Origin of the sequence: Pseudomonas sp. PDM14 (assembly GCF_014851905.1) — a bacterium.
Lineage (GTDB): Bacteria > Pseudomonadota > Gammaproteobacteria > Pseudomonadales > Pseudomonadaceae > Aquipseudomonas.
In genome coordinates this window covers 2,344,126-2,362,645 of the sequence record NZ_JACVAQ010000001.1, presented here as the reverse complement: position 1 = coordinate 2,362,645, position 18,520 = coordinate 2,344,126, and the positions used below count along the sequence as shown (strand labels likewise).

Sequence of the window (18,520 nt, the reverse complement as noted above, 5' to 3'; positions counted from 1 at the left end):
TCGATGTCCCTGTTATCCCGTCTTCCCCGTCACCGCTGGCTGGCACTCGCCGGCCTGCTCTGCAGTGGTGTGGCGCTGGCCGATTACCTGCACCTCGACGACCGCGCCTGGTACTGGCTCAAGGAACGCAACCTGTCCAAGGCCGACCGCGCCGACAGCGTCTGGCTGCCTGGCTACCATGCGGTGATCCAGGCCAAGCCGCTCAACGGCCTGGAAAAGGACGAAACCTCCGACCTCGCCTACAACCCGGTGACCAAGACCCTGTTCACCGTCACCGGCAAGACTCCGCTGCTGGTCGAGCTGACCCTCAGCGGCGAAGTCATGCGGCGCATCCCGCTGCTCGGCTTCTCCAACCCGGAAGGCGTCGCCATCCTCGAAGACGGCAGCGTGGCGATCACCGACGAGCGCCGGCGCTCGCTTTCGGTGCTGAGCCTCGACCCGCAGACCCGCGAACTGAACATCGAAGATTCCAGCGAATTCGACCTGGGCTTCGCCGACTCGCGCAACAAGGGCTTCGAAGGCGTGGCCTGGGACGCCCGGCAGAATCGCCTGCTGCTCGGCAAAGAGCGCGAACCGACCGCCATGTTCAGCCTGCCCGGCGACAACAACGACGCCCTGGCCCAGGAGCTCAAGCCGCTGCCCGACTACGGCCTGGGCATGCGCAACCTGTCCGCCCTCAGCGTCGACCCGCGCACCGGGCACATCCTTGCCCTGTCCGCGCAGTCCAACCTGTTGCTGGAACTGGATGAACAGGGCCAGCCGGTCAGCTTCATCAGCCTGCTCGGCGGCCTCAACGGCCTGCACAAACGCATTCCACGCGCCGAAGGCGTGGCCATGGACGAGCACGGCACCATCTACATGGTCAGCGAGCCGAACCTGTTCTACGTCTTCAGCAAGGAAACCGCCGGCACCCAGCCGCTGCAACTGTCCGAACTGAACTGAGCGAAGCCGACGGATTCAGCTTCAATTCAGCTAGGCCATGCTACTTATGGCACCCCTTTCCCGCCGAGCACGCCCCGATGCGCCGTCTGCTGAGCCCGAAACGCCTGTTGCAGGGCCTCGCCCTGATCCTTCTGCTGGCCCTGCTGACCACGGCATATCAGTTTCACGTTTTCCAGCGCGGCTGGTTCCTGATCGAAGAGTGGCAGCACGCCAGCGCCTGGCGCGAGCGCTCGATCTGGCTGCCGGATTACCAGGCCACCCTTCAGGCCATGCCCATCGAAGGCTTGAGTGACGACGTCTCGGCACTGACCTTCGATCCCGACCGGCGCACGCTCTTCACCGTCACCAACCAGAAGCCGCGCATCGTCGAACTGTCCCTCGACGGCCGCATCCTGCGGCAGATCCCGCTGGTGGGCTTCGGCGACCCGGAAGCCATCGAATACATCAGCCGCGACCTCTACGTGATCACCGACGAGCGCAAGCAGCTGCTGGTCAAGGTACGCCTGGAAGAGGACACCCCGTTCATCGACGCCGCCGACGCGCAGCAACTGGCGCTGGGCATCGGCATGAACGGCAACAAGGGCTTCGAGGGCCTGGCCTACGACCCGCTCGGCAAGCGCCTGTTCGTCGCCAAGGAGCGCGACCCGGTGCGCATCTACGAGGTTCACGGTTTCCCGCATACCAACCCGGACAAGCCCTTTGCCGTGCACGTGGTCGACGACCCCGAGCGCGACGCGCGCCTGTTCGTCCGTGACCTCTCCAGCCTGCAGTACCATGCAGACAGCGGCCACCTGCTGGCCCTATCCGATGAATCGCGCCTGGTGCTGGAGCTGAACAGCGACGGCAAGCCGATCAGCGGACTGTCCCTGCTCGGCGGCCAGCACGGCCTGAAGAAGGGCGTGCCGCAGGCCGAAGGGGTGGCCATGGACGACGCCGGCAATCTGTACCTGGTCAGCGAGCCGAACCTGTTCTACGTGTTCAAGAAAAAGGCCGAGTGATCGCTCACTCGGCCTGATTCGGATCGACCTCCGCTCTAGCGCGTCAGCGTGCGCACACCATCAGGCGTGCCGAGCAGCAGCAGGTCCGCCGGGCGGGCGGCGAACAGGCCGTTGGTGACCACGCCGACGATGGCGTTGATCTGCGCTTCCAGCTCGCTCGGGTTGACGATGGACAGGTTGTGCAGGTCGAGGATGATGTTGCCGTTGTCGGTCACCACACCCTCGCGGTACGCCGGGTCACCACCCAGCTTGACCAGTTGGCGGGCGACATGGCTGCGCGCCATGGGAATCACCTCGATCGGCAGCGGGAAAGCACCGAGTACCGGCACCAGCTTGCTGGCGTCGGCGATGCAGATGAAGGTCTTGGCCACCGCCGCGACGATCTTCTCGCGGGTCAGCGCCGCGCCGCCGCCCTTGATCAGGTTGAGGCGCTCGTCGCTCTCGTCGGCGCCATCGACGTAGAACTCCAGCTCGCTGACCGCATTCAGGTCATACACCGGGATACCGTGGTTTCTCAGGCGCTGGGCGGTGGCTTCGGAGCTGGCCACGGCGCCGTCGAAGGCCGTCTTGTGCTGCGCCAGGGCGTCGATAAAGAAGTTGGCGGTCGAGCCGGTGCCGACGCCGATCACGCTCTTGCTGTCGAGCTGGGGAAGGATGTGGTCGACGGCGGCCTGGGCCACCGCCTGCTTGAGCTGATCCTGGGTCATGCGCGTCTGCCGGGCTGGAAAAGCGCGATTATAGCCGGGCTGCCCGCCTCGCCGCAGCGCTTCTCATCCGCCCGCACGCGCCAATGCAGCGCCAGCGACCAACAACAGCCCCAGCAAGCCGTCGGCATCCGGCACGGGTGCCACGACGCTACAACAGGGTGCCGGCGTGCTCAGGCTCGCCTGAGACACGGGGGCGGGCAGTCCGACACGCTGGCGCACGGCCGCCTCATCAAGCACGGTGCCATCGTCGAAGCGGATCTTCTCGACCACGAACGCCTTGTCGAGGAAGTAATCGCTGATGACGATGCGCTGCTCGTTGTCCAGCTCGATATAGAGCGAACCGCCGACACTGCCCTGCATGCGCAAATAAGCCGGGTCTACAGCACCGCGGATGTGCAGCGTGTCGATATTGCCGGGCGTGGTGTCATAGTCGTAGAGCTGGTGATCGCTGAAATCCCCGCCGACCACCAGGTCGACCTGGTAATAGTCGTTGCCCGGTCCGCCATAGAGCCGGTTCCAGTGATTGTCGCCGAGAAACATCGGCCTTACCGTGCCGCCGTTGAGCAGATCGCTGTAGCGGCTGCCGATCAACAGGTCGTTGCCACCGCGCCCCGAGAGATAGGTCGGCCGGTCCGCCGCCACCAGACGATCCGCCTGTTCGTTGCCGGTGAGACGAATACGCCCACCGGTGAACACCGCCGGGTTGTCCGCGCTACGCCCCAGCGACATGGACGGATCGATGTGGAAATTGCGCAGCACTTGCTCATCGGTGACCACGGTGGAGCCGAAGCGGAACACCTCGATGCGGAACGCTGGATCGAGAAAGAAATGCCGCACGGTGATCACACCTGACTCGCCGTTGATGCCGATCAGCAGATCGTCGCCAGCACGCTCGAACGGGCCGAACGCCTCCAGGCTCTCGCTGACGACCAAGGTGTCCAGGTTGACGTTGACCCAGCCTGGGCTGGGGTCGAAATCGAGGATCACGTCACGGCCGGCGGTGTTCAGGTCGTAACGGTAATAGTCACTGCCGAGGCCACCATACAGGCGGTTCTGCCCGCCACCGCCGACCAGCGAATCCGAGCCGGGGCCGTCGATCAGGACATCATCACCCTCACCGCCGAGCAGCCGGCTGGGTTGGGGGTGGGCGACCAGCAGGTCGTTTCCGGGGGTTCCAGGAACCAGCACGCGAGTAGGAGCGGCCATGGCGACACCTCATGTAGCGGGAACGGACGTGGCGCACCACAGCACGAGGGGCCTGAGCCAGCTGACTGGCCCGATTGCCGAAGGTTCCGCGCCATCGGCCGGGCGGCGCAGGTGGCCGCGGGTTGGAGCGCTGGGGTAGACTCCGGAATCCGTGAAAATGCCCGCCAGTGAAGCCCGTGATGCTCGAACAGTACGTTAAGAAGACCCTCACCTCGCGCGTCTACGACGTCGCCGTGGAAACCCCGCTGCAACCCGCCCGCCAGCTCTCCGAGCGACTGGGCAACCAGATTTTGCTCAAGCGCGAGGATCTGCAGCCGGTCTACTCGTTCAAGATTCGCGGCGCCTACAACAAACTGGCCCAGCTTTCGGCCGAAGAACTGGCGCGCGGCGTGGTCACCGCCTCGGCCGGCAACCATGCACAGGGCCTGGCTCTGGCCGCCAAGCACATGGGCGTGAAGGCGACCATCGTCATGCCGCGTACAACGCCTGAACTCAAGGTGCAGGGCGTACGCAGCCGCGGTGGCAAGGTCGTGCTGCACGGCGACGCCTTCCCCGACGCGCTGGCCTATTCGCTGAAGTTGGTGGAAGAAAAAGGCCTGGTCTACATCCACCCCTACGACGACCCGCACGTGATCGCCGGCCAGGGCACCGTGGCCATGGAGATCCTGCGCCAGCAGCCGGGCCAGCTCGACGCCATCTTCGTGCCGGTCGGTGGCGGCGGCCTGATCGCCGGCATCGCCGCCTACGTCAAATACCTGCGCCCGGAAATCCGCGTGATCGGTGTCGAACCGGACGACTCCAACTGCCTGCAGGCCGCCATGGCTGCCGGTGAGCGCGTGGTGCTGCCGACCGTGGGGCTGTTCGCCGACGGCGTGGCCGTGGCGCAGATCGGCCAGCACACCTTCGACATCTGCAAGGATTACGTCGACGAAGTGATCACCGTCAGCACCGACGAGATCTGCGCGGCGATCAAGGACATCTACGACGACACCCGTTCGATCACCGAGCCGGCCGGCGCCCTGGCCGTGGCCGGAATCAAGAAGTACGTCGAGCGCGAGGGCGTGAGCAGCCAGGTGCTGGTCGGCATCGACTCGGGCGCCAACGTCAACTTCGACCGCCTGCGCCATGTCGCCGAGCGTGCCGAACTGGGTGAAAAGCGCGAGGCAATCATCGCCGTGACCATCCCCGAGCAGCCGGGCAGCTTCAAGGCCTTCTGCGAGGCCATCGGCAAGCGCCAGATCACCGAGTTCAACTACCGTTACCACACCGACCAGGAAGCGCACATCTTCGTCGGCGTGCAGACCCACCCGGAAAGCGACCCGCGTGCCGTGCTGGTGGAAAGCCTGCGCGAGCAGGGTTTCCCGGTGCTCGACCTGACCGACAACGAGCTGGCCAAGCTGCACATCCGCCACATGGTTGGTGGCCACTCGGCGCGGGTCAACGGCGAGATGGTGCTGCGTTTCGAGTTCCCCGAACGCCCGGGCGCGCTGTTCAACTTCCTCAACAAGCTGGGCGGACACTGGAACATCACCATGTTTCACTACCGCAACCACGGTGCGGCGGACGGTCGCGTACTCGCCGCCCTGCAGGTCCCGGATGATGAACGCCACCTGGTGCCGGCCGCGCTGGAAGGCATCGGCTACCCGTACTGGGACGAAACCGATAACCCGGCATACCGCCTGTTCCTCGGCTGAACCGAGGGCGAACCCGCATCAGCCGTGATGCCGACAAGGACTCCAACTAGATGGATCACTACCTGCTTCTGAAGATCATCCACAGCCTGGTTGCCGTGCTGCTGCCACTGGGCCTGATCGTCCACGCGGTGATGCTGTGGAAGGCCCGGCGCAAGGGCGACGCCGCCGTGTTGCAACGCAAGCTGCAGCGCACCCGCTGCATCAGCCTGCCGGCCCTCGCGGTACTGGCCGTGAGCATGCCCTTCAGCGGCTGGTGGCTGGCGCACCTCGCCGGCTGGCCGCTGGGTCAGTTGTGGCTGCTGCTGAGCGCCATCCTGCTGATTCCGCTGGGCATCTTCGGCCTGCTGCTGGCCGGCCGTCTGCGTGCCTGGCAGGCGCTCGGCGACAGCCCCGCCCCCACGCGCCTGCTGGGCTTCATCGCCGCCTACGCCGGGCTGATCCTGGTCATCCTGCTGGCGATCTTCGCCCTGATGGGCGCCAAGCCGGTCTGATGCACGCATGACCCCTCGCTGCCCGCAGGCGGGCCAGGCATGAGCCTGTACCTGCTGCTCAAGACCCTGCACATCCTGTCGTCGACGCTGCTGTTCGGCACCGGCCTGGGCTCGGCGTACTACGCCCTGCGCGCCTGGCGCAGCGGCAACCTGCAGGCGATCAGTGTGACCTTCCGCCATCTGGTGACCGCCGACTGGCTGTTCATCGCCACCACCGCGGTGTTCCAGCCACTCAGCGGCCTGGCCCTGGCCAAGCTGGCCGGCTGGCCGCTGAATCAACTGTGGTTGCTGTGGAGCGTCGGCCTGTACCTGTTCGCCGGCCTGTGCTGGCTGCCGGTGCTGTGGCTACAGATCCGCGTGCGCGACATGGCCGCCCAGGCCCTGCGCGACGACACGCCGCTACCCGAGCAGGCACAGCGCTACATGCGCCTGTGGTTTGCCCTGGGCTGGCCGGCGTTTCTCGCCTTCATCGTGATTTTCTGGCTGATGGTGGCCAAGCCGCTGTAAGCGCTGAGCCATGCTGGTTTGCAGGAAACAGAGCGCACCTTGGCGCGTGCGTGGCGCCTCTCGCCGGACAGCGCTGCGTCAGCGCTGACGCGTCGATCTCGCCGAACGGACGCCTGCCAACCGCCGCTGCTGCAGCGGCGAGCAGGAATCAGGAGCTGCCGGCAAATCCGCACTCCCCGTCGCGTACGACATCCGCGCCTGTCAGTAACGCCTCCACACAATGCGTCGAGGCGAATCTGCGGACGTGCTCAGAGCTTGGCGATCGATACCTCGGTGGATTTCACGAAGGCGATCACTTCGCTGCCCACGCCCAGTTCCAGCTCGCGCACGGAACGGGTGGTGATCACCGAAGTGACGATGCCGGCGGCGGTCTGCACGTCGATTTCCGAGAGTACGTCGCCTTCGACGATTTCCTTGATGGTGCCTTTGAACTGGTTGCGAACGTTGATGGCTTTGATGGTCATGGTGGTGCTCCTTGGGACGGGGGATGAAGTCGTTGGGGTTACAGGGCCCAGCGCAATTGCGTGGGCAGGGGTGAACTGGGTTCCGGCTGAGGCGGCAATTCGGGCAGCGCCAGCACACGGTTGAGCACTTCGGCTTCCAGCGCGGCCAGGCGTGCCGAGCCACGGTTGCGTGGACGTGGCAGCTCGACGGCGAGGTCCAGGCCGATTTCGCCGTCCTCGATGAGGATCACCCGGTCGGCGATGGCCACGGCCTCGCTGACGTCGTGGGTGACCAGCAGCACGGTGAAACCATGCTGTTGCCACAGGCGCTCGATCAGTTGCTGCATCTCGATGCGGGTCAGCGCATCCAGTGCGCCGAGCGGCTCGTCGAGCAGCAGCAGGCGCGGCTGGTGGATCAGCGCACGGGCCAGGGCCACGCGCTGCTTCTGTCCGCCGGACAGCGCAGCCGGCCACTCATTGGCGCGGTCGGCCAGGCCGACGGCCTGCAGGGCATCGAGGGCGCGCTCGCGCCAGTTACCGGTGAGGCCCAGGCCGACGTTGTCGATCACCCGCTTCCACGGCAGCAGACGCGCATCCTGAAACATCAGGCGGGTGTCTTCGCGGGCGGCGCTGAGCGGGCCATTGCCCGCCTGCAGCTGACCGGCACTGGGCTGGTCGAGACCGGCCAGCAGGCGCAGCAAGGTGCTCTTGCCGCAGCCACTGCGGCCGACGATGGCCACGAACTGCCCGGCCGGCACATGCAGGTCGATGTTCTGCAGCACACGGCGTTCGCCGAAGGATTTGTGGATCGCGTCGATGCCCAGCGGAATCCCGCGCTTGAGCGTATGCAGGGCGGTCATTGCGCACCTGCCTTGGCCTGGTAAGCCGGGTGCCAGCGCAGCCACACACGTTCCAGGCCTCGGGCGGCGACATCCGCCAGCTTGCCGAGTACCGCGTAGAGCAGAATCGCCAGAACCACCACATCGGTCTGCAGGAATTCACGGGCGTTCATTGCCAGGTAGCCGATGCCGGCGCTGGCGGAAATGGTTTCCGCGACGATCAGGGTCAGCCACATGAAGCCGAGGGCGAAGCGCACACCGACCAGGATCGACGGCAGCGCGCCGGGCAGGATGACCTGCCAGAACAGGCCGAAGCCGGACAGGCCGTAGCTGCGTGCCATCTCCACCAGCGCCGGGTCGACGTTGCGGATGCCGTGGTAGGTGTTGAGGTAGATCGGGAACAGCGTGCCGAGAGCGACCAGGAAGATCTTCGCGCTCTCGTCGATGCCGAACCACAGGATCACCAGCGGGATCAACGCCAGGTGCGGCACGTTGCGGATCATCTGCACCGAACTGTCGAGCAGGCGCTCGCCCCATTTCGACAGGCCGGTGATGAAACCCAGGGCCAGGCCGATGCCACCGCCGATGGCGAAACCGATCCCGGCACGCCAGCCGCTGATGGCCAGGTGCGTCCAGATCTCACCGCTCTGCAGCAGTGTCCAGCCGGCCTCGATCACCGCACTCGGCGCGGGCAGAATGCGCGTGGACAGCAGCCCGGCAACCACGGCGATCTGCCAGGCCGCCAGCAGAGCCACGGGCAGCGCCCAGGGCGCCAGCCGCAGGGCAATCTTGTGTAGCGTTTGCGTCGTCATGCTCAACGCTTCCTTCTTCCTGTACGTTGCTGAAGCGGGGTAGGCGCCGTTGTGCGGTGCCCTGCCCAGCCGGCGCGAATGGCGCACCGGCCTCTCATGTAATGCCGCCGCGCAGGCCGGCTGCGCGATGGCAGCACGGCGTGCAGGCGGGGTCTGCTGCTCAGCTCGCCGAGGCGGCCTTGGGCAGAATGTCGCTGGAAATCATCTCGCCGAACGGGCTGACGTAGCCGCGGCTCGCCGGGCGCTCCGGTTGAGCGACATCGAGGTGCGGGAACAGCAGCTCGGCGACGCGGTACGACTCTTCCAGGTGCGGGTAGCCGGAGAAGATGAAGGTGTCGATGCCGAGTTCGGCGTACTCCTTCACTCGCGCGGCCACAGTCGGGCCATCGCCGACCAGCGCGGTGCCGGCACCGCCACGCACCAGGCCGACGCCGGCCCAGAGGTTCGGCGAGACTTCCAGGTTGTCCTTCTTGCCGCCGTGCAGGGCTGCCATGCGCTGCTGGCCGACCGAGTCGAAGCGCGCCAGGGAGGCCTGGGCGCGGTCGATGGTGTCCTGGTCCAGGTGGCTGATCAGGCGATCGGCGGCGGCCCAGGCTTCCTCGTTGGTCTCACGCACAATCACGTGCAGGCGAATGCCGAAGCGCACTTCGCGGCCCTGAGCCGCAGCCTTCTCGCGCACGGCGGCGATCTTTTCGGCCACCGCGGCTGGCGGCTCGCCCCAGGTCAGGTACAGCTCGACCTGCTCGGCGGCCAGGTCCTGGGCGGCTTCGGAAGATCCACCGAAGTACAGCGGCGGACGCGGCTGCTGGATCGGCGGATAAAGCAGCTTGGCGCCCTTCACCTGCAGGTGCTTGCCGTCGTAGTCGACGGTCTCGCCCTCCAGCACGCGGCGCCAGATGCGGGTGAATTCGACGGAGGCCTCGTAACGCTCCTCGTGCGACAGGTGCAGGCCATCGCCAGCCAACTCGTCCGGATCACCCCCGGTGACCAGGTTGAACAGTGCGCGGCCGTTGGACAGGCGGTCCAGGGTCGCCGCCTGGCGCGCGGCCACGGTGGGCGAAATGATCCCCGGGCGCAGCGCGACCAGGAACTTCAGGTTCTGCGTCGCCGGGATCAGCGAAGCGGCCACCAGCCAGGAGTCCTCGCAGGAACGCCCGGTGGGGATCAGCACGCCGCCGAAGCCGAGACGGTCGGCGGCCTGGGCCACCTGGGTCAGGTAGCCGTGGTCGACGGCGCGCGCGCCTTCGCTGGTGCCGAGGTACTTGCCGTCGCCGTGGGTTGGCAGGAACCAGAAGATGTTGAGGCTCATGGAGTGGTCTCCTTAGATGAAATCGGTGGCGCCGCGGCCCGCAAGCCGCGGCGTGGGGCTTACTGCTGGGCGACCTTGGCGGCAGCCGGCGGAGTCCAGATCACGTCCTTGATGCTGAGCTTCTTGGGGATCAGCTTGAGGTCGGTGAAGGTGTCGGCGATCTTCTGCTGCGCGGTGATCACCTCCGGGGTGATGAACTGCGCGCCGTAACCCTGGCGCTCGACGGCCTGGCGGGTGATTTCCGGCGACAGGCCGATCAATGGAGCGACCTGGCTGGTGGCTTCGTCGAGGTTGCCCTTGACCCACTCGCCAACGCCGCGGATTTCCTCGACCAGCACGCCGATCACCTGCGGGTTCTTCTCGGCGTAGGGACGGGTGGCCAGGTAGAACTGGTGGTTGTCGACCAGGCCGCTGCCATCACGCAGGCTGCGGGCCTGCAGTTGATGTTCGGCGGCGGACTGGAAGGGGTCCCAGATGACCCAGGCGTCGACGCTGCCACGCTCGAAAGCGGCGCGGGCATCGGCTGGCGGCAGGTACACGGGCTGGATGTCGCTGTACTTCAGGCCGGCGTCTTCCAGGGCGCGCACCAGCAGGTAGTGCACGTTGGAGCCTTTGTTCAGGGCGACTTTCTTGCCTTTGAGCTCGGCGACGTTCTTGATCGGCGAATCCTTCGGCACGAGGATCGCCTCACCGGTCGGGGCTGGCGGCTCGTGGGCCACGTAAAGCAGGTCGGCACCGGCGGCCTGGGCAAACACCGGCGGGGTTTCGCCGGTCACGCCGAAGTCCACGGAGCCGACGTTGAGGCCTTCGAGCAGCTGCGGGCCGCCGGGGAATTCGGTCCATTTCACGTCGACGCCCTGCTCGGCCAGGCGCTTCTCCAGCGTGCCCTTGGCCTTGAGCAGCACCAGCGTGCCGTATTTCTGATAACCGATACGCAGGACGCTCTTATCCTGAGAAGCAGCTTGAGCTTGAGTGATGGCGCCAAAGCTGATGGCCGCTGCAAGCAGGGCGACCAGGCTCCGACGCAAAGTAATAGTGCGCATGGCGCTCTCCTTTGCAGTGGGTGTCTTGGTTGGCTACCTGCTTGCCCGTTGGCGGGCGAGTAAGGCGGGTGTTTCTGTTTTTTATCGGCCCGGCGGGCGGGTGATCCGGGGTGTTGCTTCACCCGCTCGATCACCGGCACACAGGTTTCTACGCGTGTTCGTGGTTCTTCAGATACTCCAGCGGGCGTTCACCAGCCGGTCGTTCAATACGTTCGGGTCCAGCGGTTGCGGGCGTCTGGCCAGCGCGCCGAGGAACTGCTCCAGGGCATCACCCAGGCGCTGTTCGAGAATCGGTGCCAGCTGGCTCGGGGTCGACCCTTCGCCATAGGCGATCTGGCTGTCATCGGCGAACACGCCCTGCAGCATATCCTGGGCCTTGAGCGCCGCCAGTACCGGCTTGAGCGCGTAGTCCACCGCCAGCATGTGCGCCGGGCTGCCGCCGGTCGCCATGGGCAGTACCACCTTGTGCTGCAAGGCCCGTTCGGGCAGCAGGTCAAGTACGGTTTTCAGCGCGCCGGAAAACGACGCCTTGTACACCGGTGTCGCGACCAGCAGGCCGTCGGCGCTGGCGATCTGCTGGGTCAGCAGCTGGATCTGCGGGCTGTCGAAGCGTGCGTGCAGCAGGTCTTCGGCAGAGAAATCGCGGATCTGGTAGCTGACCACCTCAATCCCGTGCCGCTCCAGCCAGCGCCGCGCGTGTTCCAGCAATACCGCCGAACGCGAACGCTGACTCGGGCTGCCGCCCAGGGAAACCACCAACATCGTCGATCCTTACTTGTTCGGTTGCGGGGTCAGGCGCAGGTAGGGTTTCACCGCGCGATAGCCTTTGGGGAAGCGTTGCTTGATCTCGTCTTCGTCCTTCAGCGACGGCACGATCACCACGTCGTCGCCGTCCTGCCAGTTACCCGGCGTGGCAACCTTGTGGTTGTCGGTCAGCTGCAGCGAGTCGATCACGCGCAGGATCTCGTTGAAGTTGCGCCCGGTGCTCGCCGGGTAGGTGATGATCAGGCGCACCTTCTTGTTCGGGTCGATGATGAACAGCGAACGCACAGTGAGGGTGTCGTTGGCGTTCGGGTGGATCAGGTCGTACAGCTCGGACACCTTGCGGTCGGCGTCGGCGATGATCGGGAAGTTGACCCGAGTGTTCTGGGTTTCGTTGATGTCGTCGATCCAGCGGTGGTGCGATTCCACCGGGTCGACCGAGAGGGCGATGGCCTTGACACCGCGCTTGGCGAAGTCATCCTTCAACTTGGCAGTCAGCCCCAGTTCGGTGGTGCACACCGGGGTGAAGTCCGCCGGGTGGGAGAACAGCACCCCCCACTCGTTGCCCAGCCATTCGTGGAAACGGATATGGCCTTCACTGGAATCCTGTTCGAAGTCGGGGGCGATGTCGCCAAGACGAATGCTCATGCTGCTGCTCCTTCAGATGTTCGTTGCGTGGGGCTCACTATGCTCAGGAACGAACAGGAACAAAAAGAATAAATAACAATTTGTTTATTACTTTTTTATCTATACGAAGCTTTGACCGATTCGCGGGAAAGCCCTCAAGCTAAAACGCATAAGCAACTAACTAATTATTCTTTCAAAGAATAAACAGACACTCCTATAGTCGCCCGACTCTCAATCCAAGGACGCGCAATGAAACGACTACTGCCCGCCACTCTCCTCGCCGCCGGCCTGGCCCTCGCCCCGCTGGCGCAGGCTGCAACCCTGCTCAACGTTTCCTATGACGTGATGCGCGACTTCTACAAGGACTACAACGCCGCCTTCCAGAAGCACTGGCAGACCGAGGGTGGCGCCCCGCTGCAGATCCAGATGTCCCACGGCGGCTCGAGCAAACAGGCGCGTGCGGTCATCGACGGCCTGGCCGCCGACGTGATCACCATGAACATGGCCACTGACATCAACGCCCTCGCCGATGTCGGCGGCCTGGTACCGAAGGACTGGGCCACTCGCCTGCCGGACAACAGCGCGCCGTTCACCTCGGCCACCGTTTTCATCGTGCGCAAAGGCAACCCCAAGGGCCTGAACGACTGGCCGGACCTGCTCAAGGACGGCGTGCAGGTGGTGGTGCCCAACCCGAAGACCTCGGGTAACGGCCGCTACACCTACCTCTCCGCCTGGGGCTACGTGCTCGAAAAAGGCGGTGACGAGAAGGCCGCGAAGGACTTCGTCGGCAAGCTGTTCCAACAGGCCCCGGTCCTCGACACCGGTGGCCGTGCCGCCACCACCACCTTCATCCAGAACCAGATCGGCGACGTGCTGGTGACCTTCGAGAACGAAGCCGAGATGATCGCCCGCGAGTTTGGCCGTGGCAGCTTCGAGGTGGTCTACCCGAGCGTCTCCGCCGAGGCCGAGCCGCCGGTGGCAGTGGTCGACAAAGTGGTCGACAAGAAGGGCACGCGCAAAGAGGCCGAGGCCTACCTGAAGTACCTGTGGTCCGACGAAGGCCAGCGCATCGCCGCCAACAACTACCTGCGCCCGCGCAACCCGACCGTGCTGGCCGAGTTCGCCGACCGCTTCCCCAAGGTAACCTTCCTCAACGTGGTGAAGACCTTCGGCGACTGGCCGGAGATCCAGAAGACCCACTTCAAGGACGGTGGCGTGTTCGACCAGATCTACACCGTGCAGTAATACGCGCGCGGAAGATGAAAAAGCCCGGCCAAGTGCCGGGCTTTTTCATTAACGGCTCGCGGGTTCACCCGCCCTACGCGAGGGGTAGTACAGCGGTGATCGCTCCCACGCTCCGCGTGGGCATGCAGCCACAGACGTTCCGCGTCTGCGGGACGCGGAGCGTCCCCTGGATGGTTCCCACGCAGAGCGTGGGAACCAGCGAAAAAGCCGCACGACTCAGACCAGCACCGACTGCGAGCGCTTCAGGCCGATCAGCTCCAACTCGAGGAGCAGCAGCACCAGGCCCGCCTGGCCGATGACGAACACCTGGCGGGCATATTGGCCACGCCCCGCCCCGCCGGCGAACAGCACCACCACGGTATTCGGCACGCCGAACGACGAGACCCTGGCGGAGCTGGCCCTGGAAACCTTCTTTCCCGCCGATGCAGCCAGTGCGCAGTACCTGCGCCAGCTGCATGCATCGACTGCGGCCGAATAAAAAACGGGCCAGCGGCCCGTTCTCATCCAGTGCATAACGCTCAGATCGCGTGCGACTGATACAGCTCGGTCAGCGCTTCGCCGCGCAGGTAGGCCAGCTCGGCAGAACGGCGATCACGTGGGTGGGCCAGCGGCACCGCCAGTTCGCGCTGCAGGCGGCTCGGTGTGCCACCGAGAATCAGCACGCGATTGCTCAGGTAGAACGCCTCTTCCAGATCATGGGTGACCAGCAGCAGGGCGATGCCGTACTGGTGCGCCAGGGCGACCACCAGGTCCTGCAGCTTCATGCGGGTGAAGGCATCCACGGCGCTGAACGGCTCGTCGAGCAGCAGTACCTGCGGGCGGTTGTACAGGCCGCGGGCGATGGCCACACGCTGGGCCATGCCACCCGACAGCTGCTTGGGCAATTTGTCGCCCTGCGCAGCCAGGCCGACGTCGGCCAGCAACTGCTCGACCCACGCGCCGTCGGCGCGCTTGCCATCGGCGAAGCCGACGTTCTGCGCCACGTTGAGCCAGGGCAGCAGGCGCGGCTCCTGAAACACCACGCCGATGCCCGAGCCGTTGCCGAAACCGAGCAAGGGGTTGTGTGCCAACGCGCCGCTGAAGTCGGTGTCCAGGCCGGCGGCGATGCGCAGCAGGGTGCTCTTGCCGCAGCCGCTGGGGCCGAGCAGGCTAATGATCTCGCCCGGCGCCAGCTTGAGGCTGACATCGTCGAGCACGCGCACGCCGGCGAAGGATTTGCGGATGCCGTGCAGCTCCAGCAATGCACTCATCTCAGCTCTCCGCGCCGGTGAAGTTGTCGCGCCAGTGCAGCGCGCGTTGCTCCAGGTGCTTGAGCAGGCTGTCACTGAGCTTGCCCATCAGCGCCAGGGTGACGATCGCCACCAGCACCAGGTCCGGACGCGAGGTTTCGCGGCCGTCGGTGAGCAGGTAGCCGATGCCTTCGGTGGCCGCCAGCAGCTCGGCGGCGACCACGCACAGCCAGGCCATCGACAGGCCGTTGCGCAGGCCGGTGAACAGGTAGGGCTGCGCCGCCGGCACGAAGATCCGGCGAATCTGCTGGCCGCGCGGCAGGCGATATAGCTCACCCAGCTCGACCAGTTTGCGGTCGACGTTGCGGATGCCAGCGACCAGGTTCATGTACACCGGGAAGAACGAGCCGATGGCGATCAGGGTGATCTTCGAGGTTTCGTCGATGCCCAGCCAGATCAGCAGCAGCGGCACCCAGGCCAGGCCGGGAACGGCACGCAGGGCCTGGAAGGTCGGATCGAGGTAGGCCTCCAGGCGCTGGCTGATGCCCACCACCGAGCCCAGCAGCAGCGCCAGCGAGGCGCCGATGGCGAAGCCACTGAACACGCGCAGGCTGCTGGCCAGGATGTGCTGCCACAGCGGCCCTTCGGCAAGCTCGACGAGGGTTTGCGCCAGCTCGCTCGGCGCTGGCATCAGGTAGGCCGGAATCCAGCCCAGGCGCACCACGCTTTCCAGCACGGCGAGCAGCACCAGCGGCACCACCCAGCCGCGCAGGCCGCGCAGACGGCTGGCCAGGCCAGCCGTCGCCACGGTCGCGGCAGGCGCCGCGTTTTCTGCAACGTCGACCACATCCGGGCTGGCGCGACTCATGTCACTTGGCCTCGATGACGGGCTGCGCCAGGCGCGCGTCGATCAGGCTGTTCAGCGCGCCATCGACATCAGCGTTGCGGCGCAGCACGCCATCGGCCTGCAGCAGGCCGATCACCGGCTTGATCGCATCCAGGTGCTGCTGCCCCGGCAGCGGACGACTGAGGTCGTAGCGACCCAGTTGCAACTTGATCACCTCGACCGGCAGCTGCGTTTCACCGGCGATCAGCTTGGCGGCTTCCTCCGGGTTGGCGACGATCCAGCGACGAGCGCGCTCATAAGCCTGCAGCACGGTGCTCACCGCGTCGGGGTGCTCATCGAGGAAGCGTTCGCTGGTGTTGAGGAAGGCGCCGAGGCCGAAGCTGTCGTTGCGGTAGAGGAACCGCGCACCGGCCAGCTCGGCGGCCGCCATGTGCGGGTCGAGACCGGCCCAGGCATCCACGCGGCCCTGCTCCAGGGCCGTGCGGCCATCCGGGTGCTGCAGGTGCACGATCTTGATGTCGTCCGGTTTCAGGCCATTGGCCTCGAGCGAACGCAGCAGGAAGAAGTAGGGGTCGGTGCCCTTGGTGGCGGCCACCTGCTTGCCCTTGAGGTCGGCGACGCTGTGCAGCGGCGCGTCCTTCTGCACCAGCAGGGCGCTGGGTACATACCACAGGTAGCTGTAGAGCGCTTTCACCGGCTGCCCGTTGGCACGGCTGACGAAGGCGGAAATGCTCGAGGTCAGGGCGAAGTTGGAAGCGCCGCTGTTGAGGAATTCGAGGGAGTTGTTGCTGCCGCGCGACAGCACCCAGCGCACATCGGTGCCCTGTTTGCCGAAGGCGTCCTCCAGCCAGCCGTTGTGTTTGATCACCAGGCTTTCCGGGGAATAGAAGGCGTAGTCGAGACGGATCTCGTCGAGTTTCTCGGCGTGAGCGCCGACGGACAGGAGCGCTGCCAGAATGGCAGTCAGCCCCCGACGCAAGGTGTACAGACCCATGGGTCTTCTCCTCATGCTTGGGGTGATGCCTTCCGGCCCGACTGTCGGGCTGGTCAGGAAAGAGTGCGGGAGAGGAGCGACGCTCCTCCCCCGACAGGGGTATTACAGAAGCGGCAGGCTGTAGCTGACGATCAGGCGGTTTTCGTCCTGGTCCGCAGCAGTGGTGTTGCCACGCAGCGAAGCGTTACGCCAGGAGAAACCCAGGCCCTTGAGCGCGCCGGATTGCAGGGTGTAGTCCAGGCGGAAATCGCGTTCCCATTCCTTCTGATCGCTACCGGTCGCGTTGATGTTGTCGCCCGACAGGTAGGTGACGGTGGCTTTCAGGCCTGGCGCGCCGATGGAAGCGAAGTCATAGCCGTACTCGGCCAGCCAGGTGCGCTCGCCGGCCGACAGGAACTTGCCGATCTGACGGTCGGTGATCAGGTAGGCGGTGGCACCGTCACCCTGGTTGAGGAACGGGAAGGCGCTGTCGCCGGACACCTGCTGATAACCGGCGCTCAGTGCGTGGCCACCCAGGGTGTAGGTGAACAGGCCGCTCCAGGTGCGGTTGTCGACTTCATAGCGATGCGGATCGGCAGCGCCGGCAGCCCAGTAGCCGCTGCTGCGGTAGCCTTCGGCACGACCGGCAACGCTGCTGTTCTTGCCGTCGGAATCACTGAGGAAGTAGCGCAGGTCGGATTTCAGCACGCCCGGGCCGATTGCCCAGTTGTGGGTCAGGCCCAGGAAGTGCTGCTTGTAGAAGTCTTCCAGGTTGCCGTAGTAGTACTGGACCAGCAGGTCCTTGCCGATCTTGTAGTCGGCACCGCCGTAGTAGAACGTGTTGCTGAACTGGCCATTCTTGTAGCTGGTGGAGCTACCGTTGCCGCCAGCGATGGACAGGCTTTCGCTGCTGCTCGAAGAACGGCCCTTGGAATGCTCCAGCTGGCCGCCGATCAGGGTCAGGTTGCTGATTTCGTTGGAGGTGATCTGGCCACCTTCGAAGGTCTGCGGCAGCAGGCGACCGTCGTTGAAGGTCACGACCGGCAGCTTCGGCTGCAGGGTGCCGAGGCGGGCTTCGGTCTTGGAGATTCGCACTTTGCCGGTCAGGCCGAGGCTGCTGAAATCGTCGACCGCCTTGCCGTCGCCATCAGTCGGGAATACGGTGCCCGAGTACTTGGCCGAGTTGGCGTTGTTGTGGCGGCCCTTGCCCGAGTCGAGCTTGACGCCCAGCAGGCCGACGGCATCGACGCCCACCCCCACGGTGCCTTCGGTATAGCCGGAGGTGTAGTTGAAGATGAAACCCTGGCCCCATTCTTCCTGGGTCTGGGCATCGGCGTTACGAGTGTCTTGGTTGATGTAGAAGTTGCGCAGGCCGATGGTGGCTTTGCTGTCTTCGATAAAGCCGGCAGCGCCCGCTTGGTGGGCAATCGCGGCGAGGGCGACGGCCAGCGCCAGGGATGACTTGTTCATGCTCGATGCTCCAGATGCAATTCTTGGTTGTGTGTGCGCTGTCAGGGACTCGAGCCGGCGTTCTGCGCGCCTTGGCTGTACTGCATTGCCCTGCAGTGGCTCAGTGCGAAACCCGCTACCGGCGTGGGGCGCAATCTATGTGATTTTTTTAATCCCTAAAAAGAATTATTTTTCACTTTATTGAAACAAAAAAGAATAAAGACCGTCATGAATGTGGCCGGATCTCCATAAGCTAATTACTTAAAATTCTTTGTAGAACGTTTTTTAGATCGCTTAGCTTTCATCTACCGGACCACCGGACTTCCTTACGTTTACCCAGAAGCCCGTGTTCCGCCGCCCTCGCCGTGGTCGACACACACTATGACGAGGTCGACCC

The 18,520-nt window shown here is 65.1% G+C and carries 20 protein-coding genes and 1 pseudogene; 7 read left to right on the top strand and 14 right to left on the bottom strand.

Annotation, left to right across the window (positions count from 1 at the left end; all coding sequences use genetic code 11):
* Window positions 1–3: 3 nt before the first annotated feature.
* Complete coding sequence (locus IB229_RS11105; RefSeq protein ID WP_192328424.1) at window positions 4–942, top strand: SdiA-regulated domain-containing protein; 939 nt, start codon at window positions 4–6, stop codon at window positions 940–942.
* A 77-nt stretch (window positions 943–1,019) separates the two neighbouring features.
* Window positions 1,020–1,940, top strand: a complete 921-nt coding sequence (locus IB229_RS11100) for an SdiA-regulated domain-containing protein (RefSeq protein WP_192328421.1) — start codon at window positions 1,020–1,022, stop codon at window positions 1,938–1,940.
* A gap of 35 nt (window positions 1,941–1,975) precedes the next feature.
* Here IB229_RS11100 and rpiA read toward each other — a convergent pair whose 3' ends face one another.
* Window positions 1,976–2,647, bottom strand: a complete 672-nt coding sequence (gene rpiA, locus IB229_RS11095; RefSeq protein ID WP_192328418.1) for a ribose-5-phosphate isomerase RpiA — start codon at window positions 2,645–2,647, stop codon at window positions 1,976–1,978.
* Window positions 2,648–2,710: 63 nt separating this feature from the next.
* Entirely contained in the window at window positions 2,711–3,853 is a 1,143-nt protein-coding gene (locus tag IB229_RS11090; protein WP_192328414.1) for a calcium-binding protein, read from the bottom strand.
* 179 nt (window positions 3,854–4,032) lie between these two features.
* Between IB229_RS11090 and ilvA the strand changes: the two genes are divergently transcribed.
* Genes ilvA through IB229_RS11075 form a run of 3 tightly spaced genes read left to right on the top strand, consistent with a single transcriptional unit; the run spans window position 4,033 to window position 6,545 of the window.
* Window positions 4,033–5,547 carry a threonine ammonia-lyase, biosynthetic gene (gene ilvA / locus IB229_RS11085; protein WP_192328410.1) on the top strand — a complete coding sequence of 505 codons (1,515 nt, stop codon included), beginning with the start codon at window positions 4,033–4,035 and terminating at the stop codon, window positions 5,545–5,547.
* Window positions 5,548–5,597: 50 nt separating this feature from the next.
* A complete protein-coding gene (locus IB229_RS11080; protein WP_192328407.1) occupies window positions 5,598–6,038 on the top strand; it encodes a DUF2269 family protein in 441 nt (146 codons plus the stop codon).
* Between the two features lie 39 nt (window positions 6,039–6,077).
* On the top strand, window positions 6,078–6,545 hold the full coding sequence (locus IB229_RS11075) for a DUF2269 family protein (RefSeq protein WP_192328404.1): 468 nt from the start codon (window positions 6,078–6,080) through the stop codon (window positions 6,543–6,545).
* A 248-nt stretch (window positions 6,546–6,793) separates the two neighbouring features.
* Here the strand turns inward: IB229_RS11075 and IB229_RS11070 are convergent, their stop codons facing one another.
* From IB229_RS11070 to IB229_RS11040, 7 genes are all read right to left on the bottom strand, one after another.
* Entirely contained in the window at window positions 6,794–7,009 is a 216-nt protein-coding gene (locus IB229_RS11070; RefSeq protein WP_013793202.1) for a TOBE domain-containing protein, read from the bottom strand.
* A 38-nt stretch (window positions 7,010–7,047) separates the two neighbouring features.
* Entirely contained in the window at window positions 7,048–7,848 is an 801-nt protein-coding gene (gene ssuB / locus IB229_RS11065) for an aliphatic sulfonates ABC transporter ATP-binding protein (RefSeq protein WP_192328400.1), read from the bottom strand.
* Window positions 7,845–8,639: an aliphatic sulfonate ABC transporter permease SsuC gene (gene ssuC / locus IB229_RS11060; RefSeq protein WP_192328396.1), complete on the bottom strand. Its 795-nt coding sequence runs from the start codon at window positions 8,637–8,639 to the stop codon at window positions 7,845–7,847. The genes ssuB and ssuC overlap by 4 nt, the downstream gene beginning before the upstream one ends.
* 160 nt (window positions 8,640–8,799) lie before the next feature.
* Window positions 8,800–9,948: an FMNH2-dependent alkanesulfonate monooxygenase gene (gene ssuD, locus IB229_RS11055; protein ID WP_192328393.1), complete on the bottom strand. Its 1,149-nt coding sequence runs from the start codon at window positions 9,946–9,948 to the stop codon at window positions 8,800–8,802.
* Window positions 9,949–10,007: 59 nt separating this feature from the next.
* Window positions 10,008–10,991: a sulfonate ABC transporter substrate-binding protein gene (locus tag IB229_RS11050; protein ID WP_192328389.1), complete on the bottom strand. Its 984-nt coding sequence runs from the start codon at window positions 10,989–10,991 to the stop codon at window positions 10,008–10,010.
* A 168-nt stretch (window positions 10,992–11,159) separates the two neighbouring features.
* Window positions 11,160–11,753: an NADPH-dependent FMN reductase gene (gene ssuE / locus IB229_RS11045; RefSeq protein WP_192328386.1), complete on the bottom strand. Its 594-nt coding sequence runs from the start codon at window positions 11,751–11,753 to the stop codon at window positions 11,160–11,162.
* 9 nt (window positions 11,754–11,762) lie between these two features.
* The gene (locus IB229_RS11040) at window positions 11,763–12,401 is read right to left on the bottom strand and encodes a peroxiredoxin (protein WP_192328383.1); all 639 of its coding nucleotides are present in this window, start codon (window positions 12,399–12,401) and stop codon (window positions 11,763–11,765) included.
* 228 nt (window positions 12,402–12,629) lie between these two features.
* Between IB229_RS11040 and IB229_RS11035 the strand changes: the two genes are divergently transcribed.
* Window positions 12,630–13,625, top strand: a complete 996-nt coding sequence (locus IB229_RS11035) for a sulfate ABC transporter substrate-binding protein (RefSeq protein WP_192328381.1) — start codon at window positions 12,630–12,632, stop codon at window positions 13,623–13,625.
* A 216-nt stretch (window positions 13,626–13,841) separates the two neighbouring features.
* On the opposite strand, the gene IB229_RS11030 is transcribed toward IB229_RS11035, so the two are convergent.
* On the bottom strand, window positions 13,842–13,994 hold the full coding sequence (locus tag IB229_RS11030) for a hypothetical protein (protein ID WP_192328378.1): 153 nt from the start codon (window positions 13,992–13,994) through the stop codon (window positions 13,842–13,844).
* Here IB229_RS11030 and IB229_RS21890 point away from each other — a divergent pair.
* Window positions 13,972–14,103 (top strand): annotated as a pseudogene (locus tag IB229_RS21890) (transcriptional regulator); the annotation flags it as partial. The gene IB229_RS11030 and the pseudogene IB229_RS21890 sit on opposite strands and share 23 nt — an antisense overlap.
* A gap of 40 nt (window positions 14,104–14,143) precedes the next feature.
* Here IB229_RS21890 and IB229_RS11025 read toward each other — a convergent pair.
* The 4 genes from IB229_RS11025 to IB229_RS11010 form a co-directional block, all read right to left on the bottom strand.
* Complete coding sequence (locus IB229_RS11025) at window positions 14,144–14,875, bottom strand: ABC transporter ATP-binding protein (RefSeq protein ID WP_192328375.1); 732 nt, start codon at window positions 14,873–14,875, stop codon at window positions 14,144–14,146.
* A gap of 1 nt (window position 14,876) precedes the next feature.
* The gene (locus IB229_RS11020; RefSeq protein WP_192328372.1) at window positions 14,877–15,722 is read right to left on the bottom strand and encodes an ABC transporter permease; all 846 of its coding nucleotides are present in this window, start codon (window positions 15,720–15,722) and stop codon (window positions 14,877–14,879) included.
* A gap of 1 nt (window position 15,723) precedes the next feature.
* Window positions 15,724–16,695 (bottom strand): aliphatic sulfonate ABC transporter substrate-binding protein, encoded by a 972-nt coding sequence (locus IB229_RS11015; RefSeq protein WP_192328369.1) that lies wholly within the window; start codon window positions 16,693–16,695, stop codon window positions 15,724–15,726.
* 102 nt (window positions 16,696–16,797) lie between these two features.
* Window positions 16,798–18,144, bottom strand: a complete 1,347-nt coding sequence (locus IB229_RS11010) for an OprD family porin (protein WP_192328366.1) — start codon at window positions 18,142–18,144, stop codon at window positions 16,798–16,800.
* Window positions 18,145–18,520 lie beyond the last annotated feature (376 nt).